The organism is Vibrio sp. B1FIG11, from assembly GCF_905175335.1.
Taxonomy (GTDB): domain Bacteria; phylum Pseudomonadota; class Gammaproteobacteria; order Enterobacterales; family Vibrionaceae; genus Vibrio; species Vibrio campbellii.
Window position 1 is genome coordinate 1,955,804 of record NZ_HG992751.1, and the last position, 20,698, is coordinate 1,976,501.

Genomic DNA, 20,698 nt, shown 5'->3' on the forward strand with positions numbered 1-20,698 from the left:
TTGGCGTCATATTTGCTCTCTGTGAATATGTAGGAAATCTGTTGCATTTTAGCTTGCACAAAACTGAGAAGCTTTTGCTGGTTGTTGGATGTCATGCAAAACGGATTTATGCATTTATCACGATCCACATCAACTAAGAGAGACAAATTATGATAGCGAAATACAATATTACGCTCGCTTGTCTACTGGGTGTTGTTAGTCCTAACGTGATGAGTGAAACTGTCGATCTCGACTTTTCTAATCATCAGGAGACGACTGACGGTACTGATGCGCAACTGGGGCCGAGCTACAGTGGCGCAGACATGCACTTTATTAATGTCGGTACGCATGATGGCAAAACCATTGATGCCAAAGTGTCCAGTAACACATTTGGGGATGCGACCTTTTTATTCCACACTCCAAATTACAAGCAGACAACTTCATCCGAGCCCAACGGTGATATCGGCTTTTTATACACAGTCAATTCCGCTGGTTCAGCAGGTCTCGTTTATAAATTTGAATTCTTCGATGGCACTGGAGCCTTGAGCGGAACATTTTCTGTCCCTTACGTGATTCCTGAGTTTGAGTTTATTGGTTACGACATTGATGGTGAGCCGGTTCAATCTGAACAACTTAGAGTTTTCAAGAGTGAAGGGTTCTACAGCTATCAAACGGGTACATCATCAGCAAGCTTAACCGCAGTTGAAGAGGCTGACGGCTCGGTGCTCTTCACAGGTCCTGGTACCAACTTTGATGAAGCGAATACATCTGGTGCGGTCAAGCTTGTGTATAAAAACTCATCAACAGTCACGCTTCAGTTCGAAACAGAGACATCCGCGAGTTCTCCTTTCCCAAACGCCATTTTTTCAGCCTTTGACGGGAACTGGGATTTATCAGGCTTTACCAACCCTACGGAAACCAACGATGAGTTCGACTTTGGTGACGCTCCCGATAGCTATGGTACGTTACTGGCAAACAACGGTGCGCAGCATGCTGTGACTACATCTTTGTTTATGGGTAGTAGCATTGATGCAGAAAGTGACGGGCAGCCAAACGCAGCGTCAACTGGTGATGACTTCGACGCGCTCGGTGACGATGATGATGGCGTTACGCTTCTGACTAACTTTGAAAAAGGTCTTGATTCTCTCATTAACGTTACCGTTGTTGGTACTGGTTATCTTCAGGGTTGGGCCGATTGGGACATGAATGGTAGTTTTGATGCAGACGAGCAAATTATTCTGAATCACGCGGTTACTACGGGTGCCAATGTCGTTCCTGTGCGTGTAAACGATGATGCATTGATTGGTAACGTGCAAACACGATTCAGGGTTTCAAGCTTAGTCAATTTACCTAGCGACGGTTACGCTGGTGATGGTGAGGTTGAGGATTATGTCTTCGATGTGACAGATCCAGGTACAACTATACAAACTTCGGACTACTACACTGCTGCGTTTGAAGATAACTGGCCTGAAATGGGAGACTTTGACCTTAATGACGTAGTGACTTATTACCGTTCTAAGCTGGTAATCAAAGACGGTAATGTACTACGTTTTGATATAGAAGGAACAGTAACTGCTTACGGCGCTTCGTACAAAAATGGTCTAGCTTGGAAATTGGAAGGTTTTTCTGAAAGTGATGTAAATCTTGACACAGCGAGAGTGACTAAGAATGGTGTGACAAGAAGTAACATTTCTCCATTTACAGGTGAAGACAAATCGGTCGCATCTCCTGGAGGGGATCTTGTTGTAGTTGCATCTACTAACTTGAAAGGTGATATTCCGATTAACCCTGAGTGTGGTTTCCATCGAACCAATCCAAGCTGTAGCATAAGTCTTGAATCAACAGAGATGACATTCAGTATTTCTCTACCTTTCAAATCAGGCTCTGAGCCATCAGTTTCTTCTTTCCCTACATTAAGTGGTTTTGACCCATTTATCTTCGCCGGTGGTGGTTACCATGGTGATAGTTTCACCACTCCTCCAGGCAAAGATATAGAGATTCACACCGCGGACTTTGCACCTACGTCAAGAGGTACCTCGGTCAGTGGGTTCTATGGTACTGCAGACGATGATTCTGATGCTGCAACCAGTAAATACTACCGTACCAGTGGCAATCTTCCGTGGGGGATTATTATCCCTTCAAATTGGAATCATCCTTCAGAGTACATTGATGTAAGTATTGCTTATCCTGACTTTGCGGAGTGGGCTGAATCTGGTGGTTCATCAAAACCAACTTGGTATAACAACCCAGATGCGAGCAACACTTGGACAACAGCGGATTAATGAGGAGGATATTATGAAAATACGTAACTGGATAGTAAGCGTCCTAGCAATTCTCTTCGTCTTTGGATGTGGAGGAGGTGATGACTCAGGCTCTGGTTCGTCTACACCGCCAGCGGGCGTTACTCAAGATGATGATCAAGTTGAAAATGATGATCAACAACCTCAAGAGGATGACGACCAAGCACAAGATGAAAAGCCAACCGGAATTACTGCTAACCTTGTGGTACCTGAAGACTTTGACTTCAAATCTGAAAGAGAAGTTAAAGTCGAGTTATCTGTCGTCAATAGTCAGTACTCTCGTGGTTTTCTATCGGTGTACACTGATATGTCCGATGGGTCGATTAATTATAATTCTCAGGTAATAAGAACGCCTGTTAAAAACGGTGAATCTTACAATGGTGTTGTGATGTTACCTAATCACCAAACAGCTATTTGGGTTGAGGTTTGGTACCCAGAGGACTTAGACGCAGTGATAAAGAAAAAAGTCGATGTTGTTGATGGTGTCGCGAGTGCACAGTTATAATCTCGCGAACGAGAGAGGCCGAGCAATTAATGCTCGGCCTTTTAATTTTTAGCTAAGAACAAACCTCTGAATTGATTTAGCGACACCGTGGTCATCATTACTTTCGGCAATATAGTTTGCGATGCGTTTGGTCTCTTCCATCGCATTCGCCATAGCAATACCGAGGCCTGCGTATTCAAGCATATGGTGATCGTTTTCTGCATCACCCATGCAAATCACTTCTTCAGCTTCGATACCCAAGTACTCAACGATCGCAGAAACACCGATACCTTTGTTGCTTGACGGGTTTAAAAATTCTAAGAAGAAAGGCGCGCTTTGCACTACCGTAAACTCTTCTTTTAATTCCGCAGGTAACGCCGCGATAACTTCAGTCAGTTTGCTTGGCTCTGCAACCATCATCGCTTTAATGATCCCGTGATCATCTTCTAGAGCGTCGAAGTTCATTTCGGTAATTTCAAGACCGTTGATTTTCGCTTCAATGTCTGTGTAAGGGTTGTTTTCTTCTGTGATTAGGCCGTGCTCTTGGCTGAATGCGTGAACATAAGCGCCAAGTTCTCGTGCTTTACGAGCGATCTTCTTCGCCGCTTTGCCATCGATGATTTGCTGGTGGATGATTTCGTTCGTACCAATATTCTTCACCATTGAGCCGTTATAGTACAGAACGAAGTCTTTGTCTGAGTCGATGTTCAACTCGTCTAGCTTGTCTTGCATTCCTTCCAGAGGGCGGCCTGAGGCAAGGACTACAGTAACACCCGCTTCGCGAGCTTTAGCAATCGCTTGTTTGTTCTCTTCAGAAATGACTTTCTCGCTATTTAACAGCGTACCGTCCATGTCTAGGGCGATCAGTTTGTACATCTTTACTTACCTTAAAAATTGGGAACCTGCGTATGAAACTACAAAACAACCTATTTTAACAATTTATTTTTGGTTTAAATTGACCTGAGTGCGCCTCTCCATTAAGGTCTTCGCCTCGAAGTATAATGAGTTGAGTGAGTTCTACGTTGTATAAGCTAAATGAGATGTTTGAAACCATCCAAGGGGAAGGGGTTTTCACTGGTGTGCCAGCGGTTTTTGTACGTTTGCAGGAATGTCCGGTTGGGTGCTCTTGGTGCGATACGAAACAGACTTGGTACGCAGAAGAGAAAGACCAGCGCCAAATCGGTGATATCTTGGTGAAAACAGAAGATTCTCCAACCTGGTGTTTCGCCTCGGCGGAAGACATCGTAGCTGAATACAAAAAGCAGGGCTTCAATGCTAAGCATATTGTGATCACTGGTGGTGAACCATGCATTTATGATTTACGTGCGTTGACGGCTGCTTTTGAAGAAATGGGTTGCCAATGCCAAATTGAAACCAGTGGTACTTCAGAGGTAGTGACTTCAGAAAGTACGTGGGTGACAGTGTCACCGAAGGTCGCAATGAAAGGGAAACTGCCAGTACTTAAAAGTGCATTAGAACGCGCAAATGAAATCAAGCACCCAGTTGGCACCCAAAAAGACATCGATCAACTGGATGTGTTATTGGCGTCTGCAGAGATCGGTGAGAAGGCAGTGATCGCACTTCAGCCTATCAGTCAAAAGCCTCGTGCGACCCAACTGTGTATTGATACCTGTGTTGCTCGCAACTGGCGTCTGTCGGTTCAAACTCATAAATACCTAAGTATTGCTTAAGCTCGGAGAGAAAGATGAAAAAAGCAGTGGTTGTTTTCAGTGGTGGACAGGACTCTACAACATGTCTGGTTCAAGCGTTAAAAGAGTTTGACGAAGTACATGCCATTACATTTGACTACGGTCAGCGTCATAAGCTGGAGATTGAAGTGGCAGAGAAAGTCGCAAAAGATCTTGGTGTCGCTGCACATAAAGTGATGGATGTTGGTCTACTGAATGAACTTGCTATCAGCTCTCTGACACGTGATGACATTCCAGTTTCACATGAGCTACAAGAAAACGGTTTACCGAACTCTTTCGTTCCTGGCCGCAACATCTTGTTCCTGACTCTTGCTGGTATCTACGCGTACCAAATTGGCGCAGAAACGGTAATTACGGGTGTTTGTGAAACAGATTTTAGTGGTTACCCAGATTGCCGTGATGACTTTGTAAGAGCGATGAATAGCGCGTTGGTTAAAGGCATGGATCGTCAGTTTGAAATCAAAACGCCATTGATGTGGTTGAACAAAGCAGAAACGTGGGCGTTGGCCGATCAATATGACGCGTTGCAACTTGTCCGCGAAAACACGTTAACTTGTTACAACGGCATCATCGGTGATGGTTGTGGTGATTGTCCGTCTTGCGACCTGCGCAAAGCGGGCTTAGATGATTACTTGAACAACAAAGATGCCGTTATGCAGTCGTTGATTCAAAAACAGAAGTCGGAAGATCAATAGGCTCGTTATAAGCATCAATCACTGCGTTATGCCCGTTTCTTTTTGATTGATACAAAGCTTGGTCTAATATCGAATACAGTTCATCAAAGTTACTCAAAGGCTTTGAGGTGGAAAGATAGGCCAAGCTTGCTGTCACACTCAGTGAATCGCCTTGTTCACTCTTAATATGTTTTTCTGAAATGGTTTTATGCAAACTTTGAATACGGAATGGCACATCAATCTCATCAACATTCTTGAGTAACAAGATAAACTCTTCTCCTCCTAAACGCCCAATATACTCACCTTTGTTTAGTTTAGCTTGAATGGCTTTGCAGACGTGTTTTAACACCAAGTCGCCAGTAGGGTGACCGTGTTGATCGTTAATCAACTTAAAGTGATCCAAATCTATCAATGCCAACACATATCGCATGTCTTCTGGAGCACTGACAGTTTGAGCTCTTATTTTCTCAATAATGGTGCTGCGGTTTAATGAACCAGTTAGGCGGTCTAAACGAGATTTTATCTTTGTTTTACGCAGCACAAACAGTACGACGAGTAACACAGTAAGTAAGCAGAAAATAATGAAGTTGTACGCACGTTGCTGTTCACTAAGCTTTTCAATTTCGAGTAGTTTTAAGTTTCTCTCGTTATCGATCTTAACGAGTTGCAAGTCATATTCGTACTCACTCTTGGTTAAATCCAACGCTTCAATTGCTTTAACATTGCTGTCATCACGGTTCGCCAACTCTAATTTAGCGTACTCTTGGTAATGAGAAAGGGCAGCGGAATTATCATCTAGTTTCTGATATGCCTGAGACAAGAGTAACTGAGCTTTCGCTTGTAGCGCGGTCGTTGCGTTTTTATTCGCGAGTGCCAAAGCAAGTTCGCCATGTTGAAGCGCTTTGTCTAAAACGTTGTGCTTTAAGTAAGCAAAGCCTGCTGCAAGATGACTTTCGGTTTGTAATCTTTCGTTGTCATACTCTTCGCCTAATTCTAGCGCCTTCTTAATATGCGGAACTGCGCTTTTTAGGTCTCCAGAATTTACATAAGCAGACCCGAGACCAAGATAGGTAAGGCCTTTACCATATGGATAATCCATCTCAGCAAGTAAAGTGAGTGCATTTTTGTAATGGCTGATTGCTTTTGCGTAGTCAGAAGAACGACTGTACATTGATGCCAAGCTGTGTTCGACCTGTGCCACTTGTAAAGGTGGAGCATCTAACTGACGAGCTAATAGGGCTTGTATTAGATATTGTTCAGACTGTTCGTATTGGCCTAGCTCACTCAGTAAATTTCCTACATCGTTGTATACACCTGTAGGATCGCTTTGAGGAGGCATTTCCGTTAATAAACGGCGGTATAAACGTAAAGCGACCTCATACTCACCACGAAAATCAAAGTTGTTAGCGATCACGCGTAACGCTAGATCGGCAGGAATGCTCTCTTGATGGTCGTGATTTAGGTGCTTGTTCAATGAAGAGCAAAAGAAGTTCGCCTTGTGGTATTGTCCTTGCTGGTTCAAGGTGTAGCACAGTTGATAGTTCATTAGTGCTTTCGTTTCTTCATCTTTATGTTGCCTTGCGTTTTGCAAAAGTGAGGTAAAGATGTCTACGGAAGTGTCGTAGTCGCCACTTTTTCTTTCTGAAAGCGCAAGGATGTATTTCGACTCTAGCTTGGCAAAGTGATTTTCTAAGATTTGACTGCTGCCGTAGTAGGGCTGGTCGATGTTTGACATGTACTCATAGATCAATCCACTGACGTAAAGCTTTTCGCTATTGGAGTCTGCCGTATGATATCGATCCTGAAGCATACTAAGCGCAGACTTTGAATTCGTTTTCATCGTTGCTTGATAGACAGCATGCCATTGCGTGATATTTTGAGTGTCACTTGCGTTTGCTTGGCTGCCTAGAAATAGGGATGCAAGCAAAGAAAGCAGCGTACGCATAGTGATGTAACCTTATGTTATTTTTATATTCTTTGTTCAGTATGATATACCAATTGGGAGCGAGTCATTGTGACAAAAACCGAAGGGTATAGATATTGGGATGAAGAAAAATATGCGCTCGGTCGAGCTTTACATAGAAAAGGTAAGTAATGAAGAAAGACCTCAGCGCGGTGCTGAGGTCTTGGAGAATTAGCCTACGTACAGTTTCGCTAGGTCTTGAGGTTCAACCTCTTTGCCTTCCAACTGTGCGTTCCAGTTTGTACCAACAAGAACGCCATCTTCAGCAAGAGTTAGAAGCCAATCTTCAACAAAGATATCTAGAGGAATTTCTAGTACTTCGAAATCTGCCCATTCTTCAACGTTATGCGCTTGTGCGTCTTCTTTCGCTGACCAAAAAGGCATGACTTCGCTGTTTTCGAACTCAGTTGAATCGCAAGATAGCCAACCTTCTTCATTGCGTAGACCCCAAACCAGTTGGTTTTCTTTCGTTTCTGCAACGAAAAGGTCAAGGTTTGCTTGGATATCTGTTGTAAGTTTGCTCATTTCAAAACTCTCATTGTTATGACGCGGCTAGATTAACACTAAAGCGCCGATTCCTAAAGCATAATACGGTTTCCAGAGAGTGAAAAAAGAAAAGGAGCCAAAGCTCCTTAAATTAACTTTTTGGTAGGGCGGTGAATATCGTCCATTCTTTCTTTATCTCACCCTTATAACCGATTACAGATGCAGTCACTCGTCGGTTGAGCGCATGGCTCACTTCGTCTGTACCTTGTTCGGCGAGGTGTGTATCACCAAATCCGACAATGCGGACTCTATCTGACTCAATACCATATCCAAGTAGCGCGGCACGAACGTTGTTTGCTCTGCGCTTTGATAAGTCTAAGTTGTGCTCTGCACCACCTACTTTGCTTGCATAGCCTTGCAATTCAATGGATGTGCTAGGGTATTCTTTCAGGAATTCAGACAACTCACGAATTTGACGACGGAATACGGGGTCAATTTCGTCCGAATCATTCGCGAAGAGTACGCGCACTTCCATCTTTTCAGACGACTTTATGTACTCACCACAGCCATCATTGTCGATCTCCGATGTTGCCGGTGTACCTGGGCACAGATCACGAGCGTTGATTACACCGTCATTATCATCATCTTGAAGGTCTGCAATTTGCTCGGCTTTCGGAGTCTCTGTGTACTCGTATTCATCTTCAGCGGTTACATGATGAGTAGTTAACATAACGCCTAATGCTAACAGAATCTTTGTTGCTTTCATGTTCTAGTACTCCACCTTATGATTCCACTCGGTTGGGACATCAACACGTAACGCGTTGAGTAACTGACCTGTCGCGTTCATGACTCGATACTTGGCGTATTGCTCGGCGTATTTTGCATCTAAATAGTCTTTACGAGCTTCAAACAGTTCGTTTTCGGTGTTTAACAAGTCGAGTAGGGTACGCTTGCCGATACGGTATTGTTTTTCATACGCGATAACGGTTTGAGATGCAGAATCAACGTGATCAGACAAGAACTGCTTCTGTTGTTGAGTAAGGTCCAAAGCACTCCAAGATAGTCTCAAACCTTCTTCAACATTGCGATAAGCACGTTCGCGCAGATCTTTCGCTTTATTTAACTGGTAAGCAAAGCTCTCGGCGTTGGCTGCGTCACTGCCACCATTAAATAGGTTGTAGCGCATACGGAGCATGGCTGTCGTTTCATCACCACGACCTTCAATACCTCCAGCATCATCTCGCCACGTTTGTGCAGCTTCAACAGACAGTGTTGGGAAGTAAGTACCTTTCGATTGCTTATATTGGAACTTCGCAGAATCCACATCTGCCATTGAAATTTGAATGACAGGGTGAGTTTGAAATGCCAAGTCGATCGCATCATCTATTGTGTAAGGGATGAAGTTTTGATCTGCACGAGGAAATATCAAGCCTTGGGGTGTTTGACCAACAATGCGAGTAAACATAGTGTGGCTGTCGAACAGGTTATTTTGCGCAGCGGCTAGGTTTCCGTGCGCTTTAGCTAAACGTGCCTCTACTTGCGTTAAGTCTGCTGTTGAGCCAATACCAGAATCAACTCGTTTTTTGATGTCTTGGTAGATTTTTTTATGCACTTTCAGGTTGTTCTCCGAAAGCGTTAGAATTTCGTATGCTTTCACCGCATCTAAATATACTTTAGAAACTTCAAGTGCAGTGTCTTGAGCGTCTGCAAGCAACTGAAATCGCACAGATTCAGCATCTGCAGCCGTTCTATCAATATCGTTTAGTGTCGCAGAGCCATCCCAAATCAACTGAGTGAGCGTAACGGTAGCCTCTTTTCGAGTCAGATCGGTTGACTCTCTACCAGATTCTGCTGGGTCAATACCTTCGTACCCAATTCCGGCATCAAGATCTACCGAAGGGAGGTAAGCGCCGCTCGAGGCTTCATTCACATACTGCTTACTCACGAATTCATTAAACGCACTTTTAATGTCAGGGTTTGTCTTAAGCGCATTTTCTACTGCTTGCTCTAAAGTTTGCCCAAAAACAGGGCTAGTCGCGAGCACACCTAAGCAAAAGGCGTTGGCACGAGTCCACTTCACTGTGATTCTCCTAATTAAGTAATATCAGAGGTGAGAAATTATTCTTATGAATTGATTGACCTCTATAAGCGTCAATAATTTAACGCACAAAGGCATTAACAATCAACTATGTAACTGGTTGCTATTGTGATGCATATGTAAATAGATATGAATTTTAAAGATAATCACCATTGAAAATTTGACTGGATATCACACTTATCAGTCATTTAAATGGTGTTGGGTTCTGTATGGTGGTGATGCGTATTCCAAATGTAATTATCAGTATCTGCATGCATTTTATGTGATGTATAAGTTGTAATTAAGTGTTAATACTCTGTTATTGATCAATATATTAGGGCAAGATATAACAAATAAGTATCATTAGTCAAAATGTTGACGGTAATTTTAGGTCAGGGGTTTATATGGATCGTACATCCTTAGTGTCATTTGGTGGGCAATTAGTCGTAGTAGGTTTGGATGGAAAGCTGCGTACACTTATTGAAAATGAACAACCATTACAAGGTGAAGTGATTGTCGCGCGTAATGATGCCGAGCCAATTGGTTTAAATGTCCAACTCGTAAAAGATAACGGTGTACAAGACGTATCGGATGATGTCGCTCAAATTCTTGGCGCGTTAGAGGCTGGACAAGATCCTACCCAACTTGGCGATGAGTTTGCCTCGGCAGCAGGTCAAAGCGATGGCTCAAGCTTGCAGACGAGTGGGACTGTCGACCGCATTGGCGCCGAATTATTGGCAGACACGGGATTTGAAACCATCGGGCTTGAGTCCTTAGGTTTTTCACAAACGCAAATCCTTTCTTTAAATGAGCTATACCTGAACACTTTACGTGGGAATGAAACATCTCCGGCAGTTGAGCCTGCTGCTCCTGTCGCTGGTGATGATATTGTTCAAACTGATGAAGATAGCGCAATTATTATTGATGTTCTTGCTAACGATGAAGATGCTGACAGTGAGAACTTATTTATTGAATCAGCAACGGTTCCAGAAGAGCAAGGGACCGTTGAAATCGAAGATGGAAAACTGATTTTCACTCCCGCGGAAGATTTTAACGGGGACGCTGACATTACCTACGTCGTGTCCGACGGCGAGTTAGAGGATGAGGCATCAGTTACTGTTACGGTTAATCCTTTAAACGATGCGCCAGTTGCAAATGACGATAGCGCTGCGATCGACGAAGACACGCCTGTCACTATTGATGTACTTCCGAATGACACCGACATTGATGGCGACACGCTGACCATAGTGAATGCATCAGTTCCTGCTGAACAGGGCACGGTCGAAATTGTAGATGGAAAGCTGATATTCACACCGGCTGAAAACTTCAATGGCGAAGCCACCATCAGCTACACGGTTTCTGATGGTGAACTAGAAGACAGTGCGGAAGTCTCGATAACAGTCAATCCGATCAATGACGCGCCTGTTGCTAATGACGATAACACTGTGACTGACGAAGACACGCCAGTCACTATTGATGTCCTGCCGAACGACACCGATGTTGACGGCGACACGCTGACCATTGTGAATGCATCTGTTCCAGCTGATCAGGGCACGGTTGAAATTGTAGATGGAAAACTGGTGTTTACACCGGCTGAAAACTTCAACGGCGAAGCCACCATCAGCTACACGGTTTCTGACGGCGCACTGGAAGACAGTGCTGAAGTCTCGGTAACGGTAAACCCGGTCAATGATGCGCCTGTTGCAAATGACGATAGCGCTGTGACTGACGAAGACACGCCAGTCACTATTGATGTCCTGCCGAACGACACCGATGTTGACGGCGATACGCTGAGCATCGTGAATGCATCTGTTCCAGCTGATCAGGGCACGGTTGAAATTGTAGATGGAAAACTGGTATTTACACTGGCTGACAACTTCAACGGTGAAGCCACCATCAGCTATACAGTTTCCGATGGTGCACAGGAAGACAGCGCGGAAGTCTCGGTAACGGTAAACCCGGTAAATGATGCGCCAGTTGCTAATAACGATAGCGCTGCGACTGACGAAGACACACCAGTCACGATTAATGTCCTGCCGAATGACACCGATGTTGACGGCGACACGCTGAGCATCGTAAATGCATCTGTTCCAGTTGATCAGGGCACGGTTGAAATTGTAGATGGAAAACTGGTATTTACACCGGCTGACAACTTCAATGGCGTAGCTACCATCAGCTACACAGTTTCTGATGGTGAACTGGAAGATGAAGCTCAAGTCTCGGTAACAGTAAATCCAATCAATGATGCGCCAGTTGCTAATAACGATAGCGCTGCGACTGACGAAGACACACCAGTCACGATTAATGTCCTGCCGAATGACACTGATGTGGACGGCGACACGCTGAGCATCGTAAATGCATCTGTTCCAGTTGATCAGGGCACGGTTGAAATTGTAGATGGAAAACTGGTATTTACACCGGCTGACAACTTCAATGGCGTAGCTACCATCAGCTACACAGTTTCTGATGGTGAACTGGAAGATGAAGCTCAAGTCTCGGTAACAGTAAATCCAATCAATGATGCGCCAGTTGCTAATAACGATAGCGCTGCGACTGACGAAGACACACCAGTCACGATTAATGTCCTGCCGAATGACACTGATGTGGACGGCGATACGCTGACCATAGTGAATGCATCTGTTCCAGCTGAGCAGGGCACGGTTGAAATTGTAGATGGAAAACTGGTGTTTACACCGGCTGACAACTTCAATGGTGAAGCTACCATCAGCTACACGGTTTCAGATGGTGAACTGGAAGATGATGCTCAAGTCTCGGTAACGGTAAATCCTTTAAATGACGCGCCTGTTGCAAACGATGATAGCGCTGCGACTGACGAAGACACACCAGTCACGATTAATGTCCTGCCGAATGACACTGATGTGGACGGCGATACGCTGACCATAGTGAATGCATCTGTTCCAGCTGAGCAGGGCACGGTTGAAATTGTAGATGGAAAACTGGTGTTTACACCGGCTGACAACTTCAACGGTGAAGCCAATATCAACTACACGGTTTCTGATGGTGAACTGGAAGATAGTACGGAAGTCACGGTAACAGTAAATCCAATCAATGATGCGCCTGTTGCAAATGACGATAACGTTGTGACTGATGAAGACACACCAGTCACTATTGATGTCTTGCCGAACGATACCGACGTTGACGGCGACACGCTGACCATAGTAAATGCATCTGTTCCAGTTGATCAGGGCACAGTTGAAATTGTAGATGGAAAGGTGATATTCACACCGGCTGACGACTTCAACGGCGAAGCCACTATCAGCTACACGGTTTCTGATGGTGAACTGGAAGACAGCGCGGAAGTCTCGGTAACGGTAAACCCGGTAAATGATGCGCCAGTTGCTAATAACGATAGCGCTGCGACTGACGAAGACACACCAGTCACGATTAATGTCCTGCCGAATGACACTGATGTGGACGGCGATACGCTGACCATAGTGAATGCATCTGTTCCAGCTGATCAGGGCACGGTTGAAATTGTAGATGGAAAACTGGTGTTTACACCGGCTGACAACTTCAATGGTGAAGCTACCATCAGCTACACGGTTTCTGATGGTGAACTGGAAGATGATGCTCAAGTCTCGGTAACGGTAAATCCTTTAAATGACGCGCCTGTTGCAAACGACGATAACGCTGTGACTGACGAAGACACGCCAGTCACTATTGATGTCCTGCCGAACGACACCGATGTGGACGGCGATACGCTGAGCATCGTGAATGCATCAGTTCCTGCGGACCAGGGCACAGTTGAAATTGTAGATGGAAAACTGGTGTTTACTCCGGCTGACGACTTCAACGGCGAAGCCACTATCAGCTACACGGTTTCTGATGGTGCACTGGAAGACAGCGCGGAAGTCTCGGTAACGGTAAACCCGGTAAATGATGCGCCAGTTGCAAATGATGATAGCGCTGTGACTGACGAAGACACACCAGTCACTATTGATGTCTTGCCGAACGATACCGACGTTGACGGCGACACGCTGACCATAGTAAATGCATCTGTTCCAGTTGATCAGGGCGCAGTTGAAATTGTAGATGGGAAACTGGTGTTTACACCGGCTGAAAACTTCAACGGCGAAGCCACCATCAGCTACACAGTTTCTGATGGTGAACTGGAAGATGAAGCTCAAGTCTCGGTAACAGTAAATCCAATCAATGATGCGCCAACCGTAGAAAACACCATTGCGGATCAGTCTCTTGAAGAAGACTTCACGCCTTACACTATCGACTTGAATGATGCATTCAGCGATGTCGATAATGCAGACGGTGAGCTGACATTTAGTGTCTCTGGTAACAGCAATATTCAAGTATCGATTGTGGATGGCATTGCGACGATCACGCCAACAGCAGACTGGAATGGTTCTGAAGAGTTAACGTTTACCGCTGAAGACCCAAGTGGTGAAACAGTAAGTCAAGTTGTCGACTTTACCGTAGCCGCAGTGGCAGATATTGTGTCTGATAGCGCTGATATTGTTGAAGATACGCCAACAAAACTTGATGTGCTGGGTAACGATAACTTCGAAGGTGATGCGCCTGTTGTAACGGTAGAAGCGGGCCATGAGCCAACCAATGGCACAGTAGTTGTGAACGATGACGGCACAATCACTTACACACCGAACCAAGATTACAATGGTCCTGATCTATTCACATATACAGTGAGTTCGGGCGGTGTTACTGAAACCACAACGGTTACCCTAAACGTAACGCCAGTCAACGATAAACCGCTAAACGAAGATTTTGACCATAGTGCAAATGAACTCATTACAAATGTGATCTTTGATACGGATGATAAACCGCTGGATGAAGGGGTGGATAGTGATCATATCTCTGATCTTGAAGATGACTTGAGTGGTGATGAACTTCAGATTCGCATCACAGAGTTGCCGACATCTGGCACTTTGTACTTCAAAGATGAGGATGGAGATCTCCAAGAAATTACATCAGCCGACGGTACATTGTATGACAAAGATAGCATCTACTATGAGGCGGATAATGTAGGTTTCTTACTGGGCATTAAGGACAGACCAGACACTCCTGACGGTGCTGAATCCACCACCGATTTCTACAACTGGGGTTTGAGTGCCGATGGTGGTGAATCGCATTCAAGGACAGAGTACTTGGTCAATGGCGCTTCGATTGATATCTCATCTGACAGCGGTGTACTTGCTCAGTACAATCAAAAGGTTTCGCACATCGGCCATGGTATTGCGGATAATGATGGTCAAGGTATCCAGCCAGGTGAAACGATAAGTATTGATTTGTCTGAGAACCCGGTAGGTAGCGTTAACCTTGGTCTCGATGGTCTAGGAGGGTTGTTCGAGCATGCTAGCAATAACGCGGCCTTAATTACTGTTACTTATCAAGATGCTAACGGAGCAGAACATACGCAGGTTATTGAATTCTTGAAGCCTGAAGGAAATAGCATGCTTTTCCAAGAGACCAGCATCGGTTACGGAAAAGATTATGGATTACCAGAAGGGTCTGTGATTACACAGCTCGATTTCTCGACTAAAACATCTGGGAATTGGGAATTGCGTTATGTGGAAGGCTTTCCGCCAGAGGATAGTTTTGACTACGTGGCTGTTGATTCAGGAAATGCAGAAAGTGACCCTGCAACTGTTACCATTACTAATGAAGTTCTTGATGGTAACGTTTCTGAAGATGGGCCGAGCTTAACCCTTATAGGTAATTCCGTGGTTGAAGGTGAAGACATAACGTTTTCCGTTGCTCTGGACGAAGTAACCGAAACCACAGTCAAATACCCAATTGATATGCTTGCTCAAGGTTCATCTGCTGATAACGCTGATGTAAACCTTTCCAATGTGAGTTTTACTAATGGCGTAACCTTCGCCGGAGGTTTCTTAATTGTTCCAGCTGGTGTGAGTGCTTTTGAAGTCATTGTGCCGTCGATTGATGATCTTGCTTTAGAAAACGCTGAAGACATGGTACTCGAGATTGGTGGTGAGTCTGGGATTGCGACAATACAAGACAATGACAGTACAACTCTTTCAGTAAGTCAGGTTGGTGACGTTAATGAAGGCTCTGATGCTGTATTCACGGTTTCTTTGTCTAATGAGGCTCAAGACCCATTTGTTGTCAATCTTAAACCGACGACCGATGGTAGCTATACCGCTGAAGATGCCGATCTTGGTCAGATGGTCGTAACTTATATTGACAGTCAAGGCAAAACCCAAACATTAAATGTTACACCGGATGGCGACGTTACTATCCCCGCCGGTATTACGTCTATCACCGTTACTATTCCGACAAAGACGGATGGCGTTTATGAAAATACAGAGAGTTTTGGTCTTACTGTTACCGATAACGGTGGAGTAACGAGCAATGGCGCTGCGACAGGTGACGCGAACATTATTGATGCAGAGAGTGCGCCAAAAGTCAGCATTGTTTCAGAACAAGCATCGGTTATAGAAGGTGGTGACGCGAACTTTACCGTTAGTATCGACCAAAAATCCGATGAGGATGTCGTGGTGAGCTTTACCATTGGTGGCGATGTTGATGACAAAGATTACCAAGCGCCGACCATTTACACGGTTACCATTCCAGCAGGGCAAACCTCTGTTGCTCTGGATGTCACAACGTTAGACGATGGTATCTACGAAGGAACTGAAAACTTAACGATCACGTTGACCGATACCACTGGTGCAGATTCAACTCTGGACGCAGATACAAAAGAGGCGACAGTTTCCATTATTGATGCTCAATCAGCACCAGAAGTGAGCATCAGTGCTGACCAGAACAATGTAAACGAAGGTCAAACGGCAGGCTTTACTGTAACGCTTAGCCAAGCCTCAGATGAAACTGTAACAGTTAAGTTCGAGTACACCGGTGTAGCTGAAGACGGTAAAGACTTCACTGGTATCGCAAGTATTGAAATCCCAGCGGGACAATCTTCAGCTGATCTTGATATCGCCACGCTAACGGATGGGACTTATGAAGGAGCTGAATCCTTCACGGTGACCATCAAAGATGTTGAGGGTGCGGATGCAGCCATTGGTGCGAATGACAATGCAAGCGTAGTTATTAACGATGCTCAGCAAGTACCAACAGTCAGCATTGCTGCAGACCAAGCATCGGTTACAGAAGGTGGTGACGCGAACTTTACCGTTAGTATTGACCAAAAATCCGATGAAGATGTTGTGGTGAGCTTCACCATTGGTGGCGATGTCGATGACAAAGATTACCAAGCGCCGACCATTTACACGGTTACCATTCCAGCAGGGCAAACCTCTGTCGCTCTGGACATCACAACATTAGATGATGGTATCTACGAAGGAACTGAAAACTTAACGATCACTTTGACCGATACCACTGGTGCAGATTCAACTCTGGACGCAGATACGAAAGAAGCGACAGTTTCCATTACTGATGCTCAATCAGCACCAGAAGTGAGCATCAGTGCTGACCAGAATAGCGTGAACGAAGGCCAAACGGCAGGCTTTACTGTAACGCTTAGCCAAGTCTCAGATGAAGCTGTAACAGTTCAGTTCGAGTACACCGGTGTAGCTGAAGACGGTAAAGACTTCACTGGTATCGCAAGTATTGAAATCCCAGCGGGACAGTCTTCAGCTGATCTTGATATCGCTACGCTAACGGATGGGACTTATGAAGGAGCTGAATCCTTCAAGGTGACCATCAAAGGTGTTGATGGTGCGGATGCAGCCATTGGTGCGAATGACAATGCAAGCGTAGTTATTAACGATGCTCAGCAAGTACCAACAGTCAGCATTGCTGCAGACCAAGCATCGGTTATAGAAGGTGGTGACGCGAACTTTACCGTTAGTATTGACCAAAAACCTGATGAGGATGTTGTGGTGAGCTTCACCATTGGTGGCGATGTCGATGACAAAGATTATCAAGCGCCGACCATTTACACGGTTACCATTCCAGCAGGGCAAACCTCTGTTGCTCTGGATGTCACAACGTTAGACGATGGTATCTACGAAGGAACTGAAAACTTAACGATCACTTTGACCGATACCACTGGTGCAGATTCAACTCTGGACGCAGATACGAAAGAAGCGACAGTTTCCATTATTGATGCTCAATCAGCACCAGAAGTGAGCATCAGTGCTGACCAGAACAACGTGAACGAAGGTCAAACGGCAGGCTTTACTGTAACGCTTAGCCAAGTCTCAGATGAAACCGTGACAGTTAAGTTCGAGTACACCGGTGTAGCTGAAGACGGTAAAGACTTCACTGGTATCGCAAGTATCGAAATCCCAGCGGGACAATCTTCAGCTGATCTTGATATCGCCACGCTAACGGATGGGGCTTATGAAGGTGCCGAATCCTTCACGGTGACCATCAAAGATGTTGAGGGTGCGGATGCAGCCATTGGTGCGAATGACAATGCAAGCGTGGTTATTAACGATGCTCAGCAAGCGCCAACAGTCAGTATTGTTGCAGACCAAGCATCGGTTACAGAAGGTGGTGACGCGAGCTTTACCGTTAGTATTGACCAAAAATCCGATGAGGATGTCGTGGTGAGCTTCACCATTAGTGGCGATGTCGATGACAAAGATTACCAAGCGCCGACCATCTACACGGTCACCATTCCAGCAGGGCAAACCTCTGTCGCTCTGGACATCACAACGTTAGACGATGGTATCTACGAAGGGACTGAAAACTTAACGATCACGTTGGCCGATACCACCGGTGCAGATTCAACTCTGGACGCAGGTGCGAAAGAGGCGACGGTTTCTATTATTGACGCGCAAAAAGAGGTGCTTTCATTGCAAAATGTTGTTGGCCTCGAGGATCAGTTCATCGAGCTTGGCATTGTTGTAAATGACGGCGATACCTCAGTCCAAACCGTCGAGTTAAATGGAATCCCGCAAGGCTCTATTATTGAAATTGATGGGCAAGCTTCCATCGTTGGCAGTGTTGACGCAATAGTCGTTAGTATTGATGACATTAGCTCTGTAAAAGTCAAAGCACCAGAGCATAGTGACGTTAATTTTGATATCGCAGTTATTGCAAGAGACGATAGTGACACAATCGTTGAGACAGGCAGCATATATGTTGATGTTCATCCTGATGCGGATAAGCCGATATTAAATATTGGTGGTTTTGAACAAGTCGCGGCGATTGACTTTGAAGATGTCACTATTAAGTCAGGTTCGTGGGATAGTGATATTGAAATTAACAAAGTGGAAGGCGCGGGGACGGTAGGACAATGGTTTACCTCAAATCCTGGCCAACACATTGAAGTTGGAACTGAGGGCACATACCTGCCAGGCAATTCAACAAATCAAGTAATGGAGATTGAAGGCGAAGTTGGGGACAAGGTCTTATACACCGATATGGATCTTGTTGCCGGACGTTTTTACAACTTTGAATTTGATATTGCTGCCAGAACGAATAAGGCACACACATCTGATATGTCGGTGACCCTTATTAAAGTGGATGATCACGGTAATCCAATTGATGGCAGTGAAGTTGTGTTGTATGACTTCGACCCGACAACTCATGGTTGGCATAAAGGTGAATCTATTACACTTCCAGTTGAGGAGTCAGGTAAGTATCGCTTGTTATTTGAAGCTGATGAAGCCGACTCTACAGGCGCCATTATGGATAATATTAAGTTCACTGCAGTTGATAATTTGGGCTACGAAGACTCTTTTATTAAGCTCAGTGAAATAGACGCATCACTTCAAGATAGCTTGGACCAATCCGAGAGTTTGACAGTCGAATTAACAGGAATACCTGTCGGCTCGGTACTTAGAGATGGTGAGGGTGATAGTGCAAATACCTACGTAGTTACACAAGAGAACAAAGACGATCGCATAGATGTTACTGATTGGGATTTGTCTAACCTGCAAGTCAAAACTCAAGATGCTGGTATATTTGCGATTACTGTGATTGCGACTTCAACAGAGCGTGATACCAACAAAGACGATGAACACGGCGATCATATTGATGTGGGTGGCAGTTTAACGGCTGAGAGTACAGCTAGTATAAATGTTGAGGTAATTGACAAGCCTACATCTGGTGGTGATAACAATGAACGTCCTGAACCAGACTACACCGCTGGTGAGGACATGATTGACTCTGTAGCTTATCGAACGGGGTTTAACGACTTTAATTGGCAACAGAGTGCAGCTTATGTGAATGCTGGCAATCCAGAGCAAAACGGCTTATACGATTACGACCCGAGCTCCGGTGTGAGTATTGATGTTGGTACTGGTAACGATAAAGTACTAATGGGCGGCGGTGACGATATAATTTACCTAGGCGAAAGCCACGTACAAGTTCAGGACGGAGATATCTCTGATGATAAGTTTAGTTCTGTACTAGCTGACTTTGCTGCAACGGAACTGAACGCCTTAACAGATACCTTTGGCGAACAGGACCAACATTTGAAGATTGAGTCGCAAAGTAAACCCGGTTTGGATATTGGTCATGGGGGGGCTGGAGATGATGTAATCTTTGGTGAAAAAGGCTCTGACATTGTATTTGGAGGAACAGGGCACGACACCTTAGATGGCGGAGATGGATCCGATGCTGTACGAGGCGGATCCGGCAATGACGTTCTTATTGGAGGCTCGGGTGATGATATTCTAATCGGAGATGATGGCGAGGATATCTTCAAGTTTGTTGATGACGGCTCTGGTATTCGTGATGGGGAAGTAGATACGATAAAAGACTTCACGAAAGGTGAAGATAAGATTGATATCTCTGACTTGCTTCATACGGATGACTTTGATTCTGTCGACTCTTTATTGGCTAATAACGAGATTGGTCTTGAAGCCGATGGTGATAACCTGATTCTAACGATTTCTGAATCAGATGGTTCGTCGAGCCAAAAAGTCGTGATTGAGGGGGGCTCTAATCAATACAGTGAGCTCTTAATCGACGGTTCTTTATCTCCAGCAGATGGTTCTGCCATCCTCAACGACCTGCTAAAAATCAATAACGACATCACGTAGTTATTATTCACCAAACGGAAGGCGAGAAAGTACAGCTTCCGATTGCCTTAAATCCAACT

General features: G+C 44.9%; 10 protein-coding genes. 5 read left to right on the plus strand and 5 right to left on the minus strand.

Annotated features, from left to right (window positions below; all coding sequences use genetic code 11):
• The first annotated feature begins 149 nt into the window (after positions 1–149).
• Both KHO06_RS09305 and KHO06_RS09310 read left to right on the plus strand, forming a co-directional pair.
• Positions 150–2,261 (plus strand): LruC domain-containing protein, encoded by a 2,112-nt coding sequence (locus tag KHO06_RS09305; RefSeq protein ID WP_212581411.1) that lies wholly within the window; start codon positions 150–152, stop codon positions 2,259–2,261.
• 13 nt (positions 2,262–2,274) lie between these two features.
• The gene (locus KHO06_RS09310) at positions 2,275–2,784 is read left to right on the plus strand and encodes a hypothetical protein (protein ID WP_212581412.1); all 510 of its coding nucleotides are present in this window, start codon (positions 2,275–2,277) and stop codon (positions 2,782–2,784) included.
• 48 nt (positions 2,785–2,832) lie between these two features.
• Here KHO06_RS09310 and KHO06_RS09315 read toward each other — a convergent pair whose 3' ends face one another.
• Positions 2,833–3,639 (minus strand): Cof-type HAD-IIB family hydrolase, encoded by an 807-nt coding sequence (locus KHO06_RS09315; RefSeq protein WP_212581413.1) that lies wholly within the window; start codon positions 3,637–3,639, stop codon positions 2,833–2,835.
• Positions 3,640–3,803: 164 nt separating this feature from the next.
• Between KHO06_RS09315 and queE the strand changes: the two genes are divergently transcribed.
• Both queE and queC read left to right on the plus strand, forming a co-directional pair.
• Positions 3,804–4,454 carry a 7-carboxy-7-deazaguanine synthase QueE gene (queE, locus tag KHO06_RS09320; RefSeq protein ID WP_212581414.1) on the plus strand — a complete coding sequence of 217 codons (651 nt, stop codon included), beginning with the start codon at positions 3,804–3,806 and terminating at the stop codon, positions 4,452–4,454.
• 14 nt (positions 4,455–4,468) lie between these two features.
• Positions 4,469–5,167: a 7-cyano-7-deazaguanine synthase QueC gene (gene queC, locus KHO06_RS09325; RefSeq protein ID WP_045367251.1), complete on the plus strand. Its 699-nt coding sequence runs from the start codon at positions 4,469–4,471 to the stop codon at positions 5,165–5,167.
• Here queC and KHO06_RS09330 read toward each other — a convergent pair.
• From KHO06_RS09330 to KHO06_RS09345, 4 genes are all read right to left on the minus strand, one after another.
• Entirely contained in the window at positions 5,124–7,091 is a 1,968-nt protein-coding gene (locus KHO06_RS09330; RefSeq protein ID WP_212581415.1) for a GGDEF domain-containing protein, read from the minus strand. The genes queC and KHO06_RS09330 overlap by 44 nt on opposite strands.
• Before the next feature lie 189 nt (positions 7,092–7,280).
• Positions 7,281–7,634 carry a DUF2750 domain-containing protein gene (locus KHO06_RS09335; protein ID WP_005426565.1) on the minus strand — a complete coding sequence of 118 codons (354 nt, stop codon included), beginning with the start codon at positions 7,632–7,634 and terminating at the stop codon, positions 7,281–7,283.
• Between the two features lie 112 nt (positions 7,635–7,746).
• A complete protein-coding gene (locus tag KHO06_RS09340; protein WP_045401571.1) occupies positions 7,747–8,361 on the minus strand; it encodes an OmpA family protein in 615 nt (204 codons plus the stop codon).
• A gap of 3 nt (positions 8,362–8,364) precedes the next feature.
• Positions 8,365–9,675, minus strand: a complete 1,311-nt coding sequence (locus tag KHO06_RS09345) for a TolC family outer membrane protein (RefSeq protein ID WP_212581416.1) — start codon at positions 9,673–9,675, stop codon at positions 8,365–8,367.
• A 401-nt stretch (positions 9,676–10,076) separates the two neighbouring features.
• Between KHO06_RS09345 and KHO06_RS09350 the strand changes: the two genes are divergently transcribed.
• Complete coding sequence (locus KHO06_RS09350) at positions 10,077–20,639, plus strand: Ig-like domain-containing protein (RefSeq protein WP_212581417.1); 10,563 nt, start codon at positions 10,077–10,079, stop codon at positions 20,637–20,639.
• The last annotated feature ends 59 nt before the right edge of the window (positions 20,640–20,698 follow it).

What these genes read in the sequence shown, in the direction of transcription:
- queE (WP_212581414.1), top strand. Translation starts at nt 3,804, where the DNA reads ATGTTTGAAACCATCCAAGGGGAAGGGGTTTTCACTGGTGTGCCAGCG.
- queC (WP_045367251.1), top strand. Translation starts at nt 4,469, where the DNA reads ATGAAAAAAGCAGTGGTTGTTTTCAGTGGTGGACAGGACTCTACAACA.
- KHO06_RS09340 (WP_045401571.1), bottom strand. Translation starts at nt 8,361, where the DNA reads ATGAAAGCAACAAAGATTCTGTTAGCATTAGGCGTTATGTTAACTACT.
- KHO06_RS09335 (WP_005426565.1), bottom strand. Translation starts at nt 7,634, where the DNA reads ATGAGCAAACTTACAACAGATATCCAAGCAAACCTTGACCTTTTCGTT.
- KHO06_RS09305 (WP_212581411.1), top strand. Translation starts at nt 150, where the DNA reads ATGATAGCGAAATACAATATTACGCTCGCTTGTCTACTGGGTGTTGTT.
- KHO06_RS09310 (WP_212581412.1), top strand. Translation starts at nt 2,275, where the DNA reads ATGAAAATACGTAACTGGATAGTAAGCGTCCTAGCAATTCTCTTCGTC.
- KHO06_RS09350 (WP_212581417.1), top strand. Translation starts at nt 10,077, where the DNA reads ATGGATCGTACATCCTTAGTGTCATTTGGTGGGCAATTAGTCGTAGTA.
- KHO06_RS09330 (WP_212581415.1), bottom strand. Translation starts at nt 7,091, where the DNA reads ATGCGTACGCTGCTTTCTTTGCTTGCATCCCTATTTCTAGGCAGCCAA.
- KHO06_RS09315 (WP_212581413.1), bottom strand. Translation starts at nt 3,639, where the DNA reads ATGTACAAACTGATCGCCCTAGACATGGACGGTACGCTGTTAAATAGC.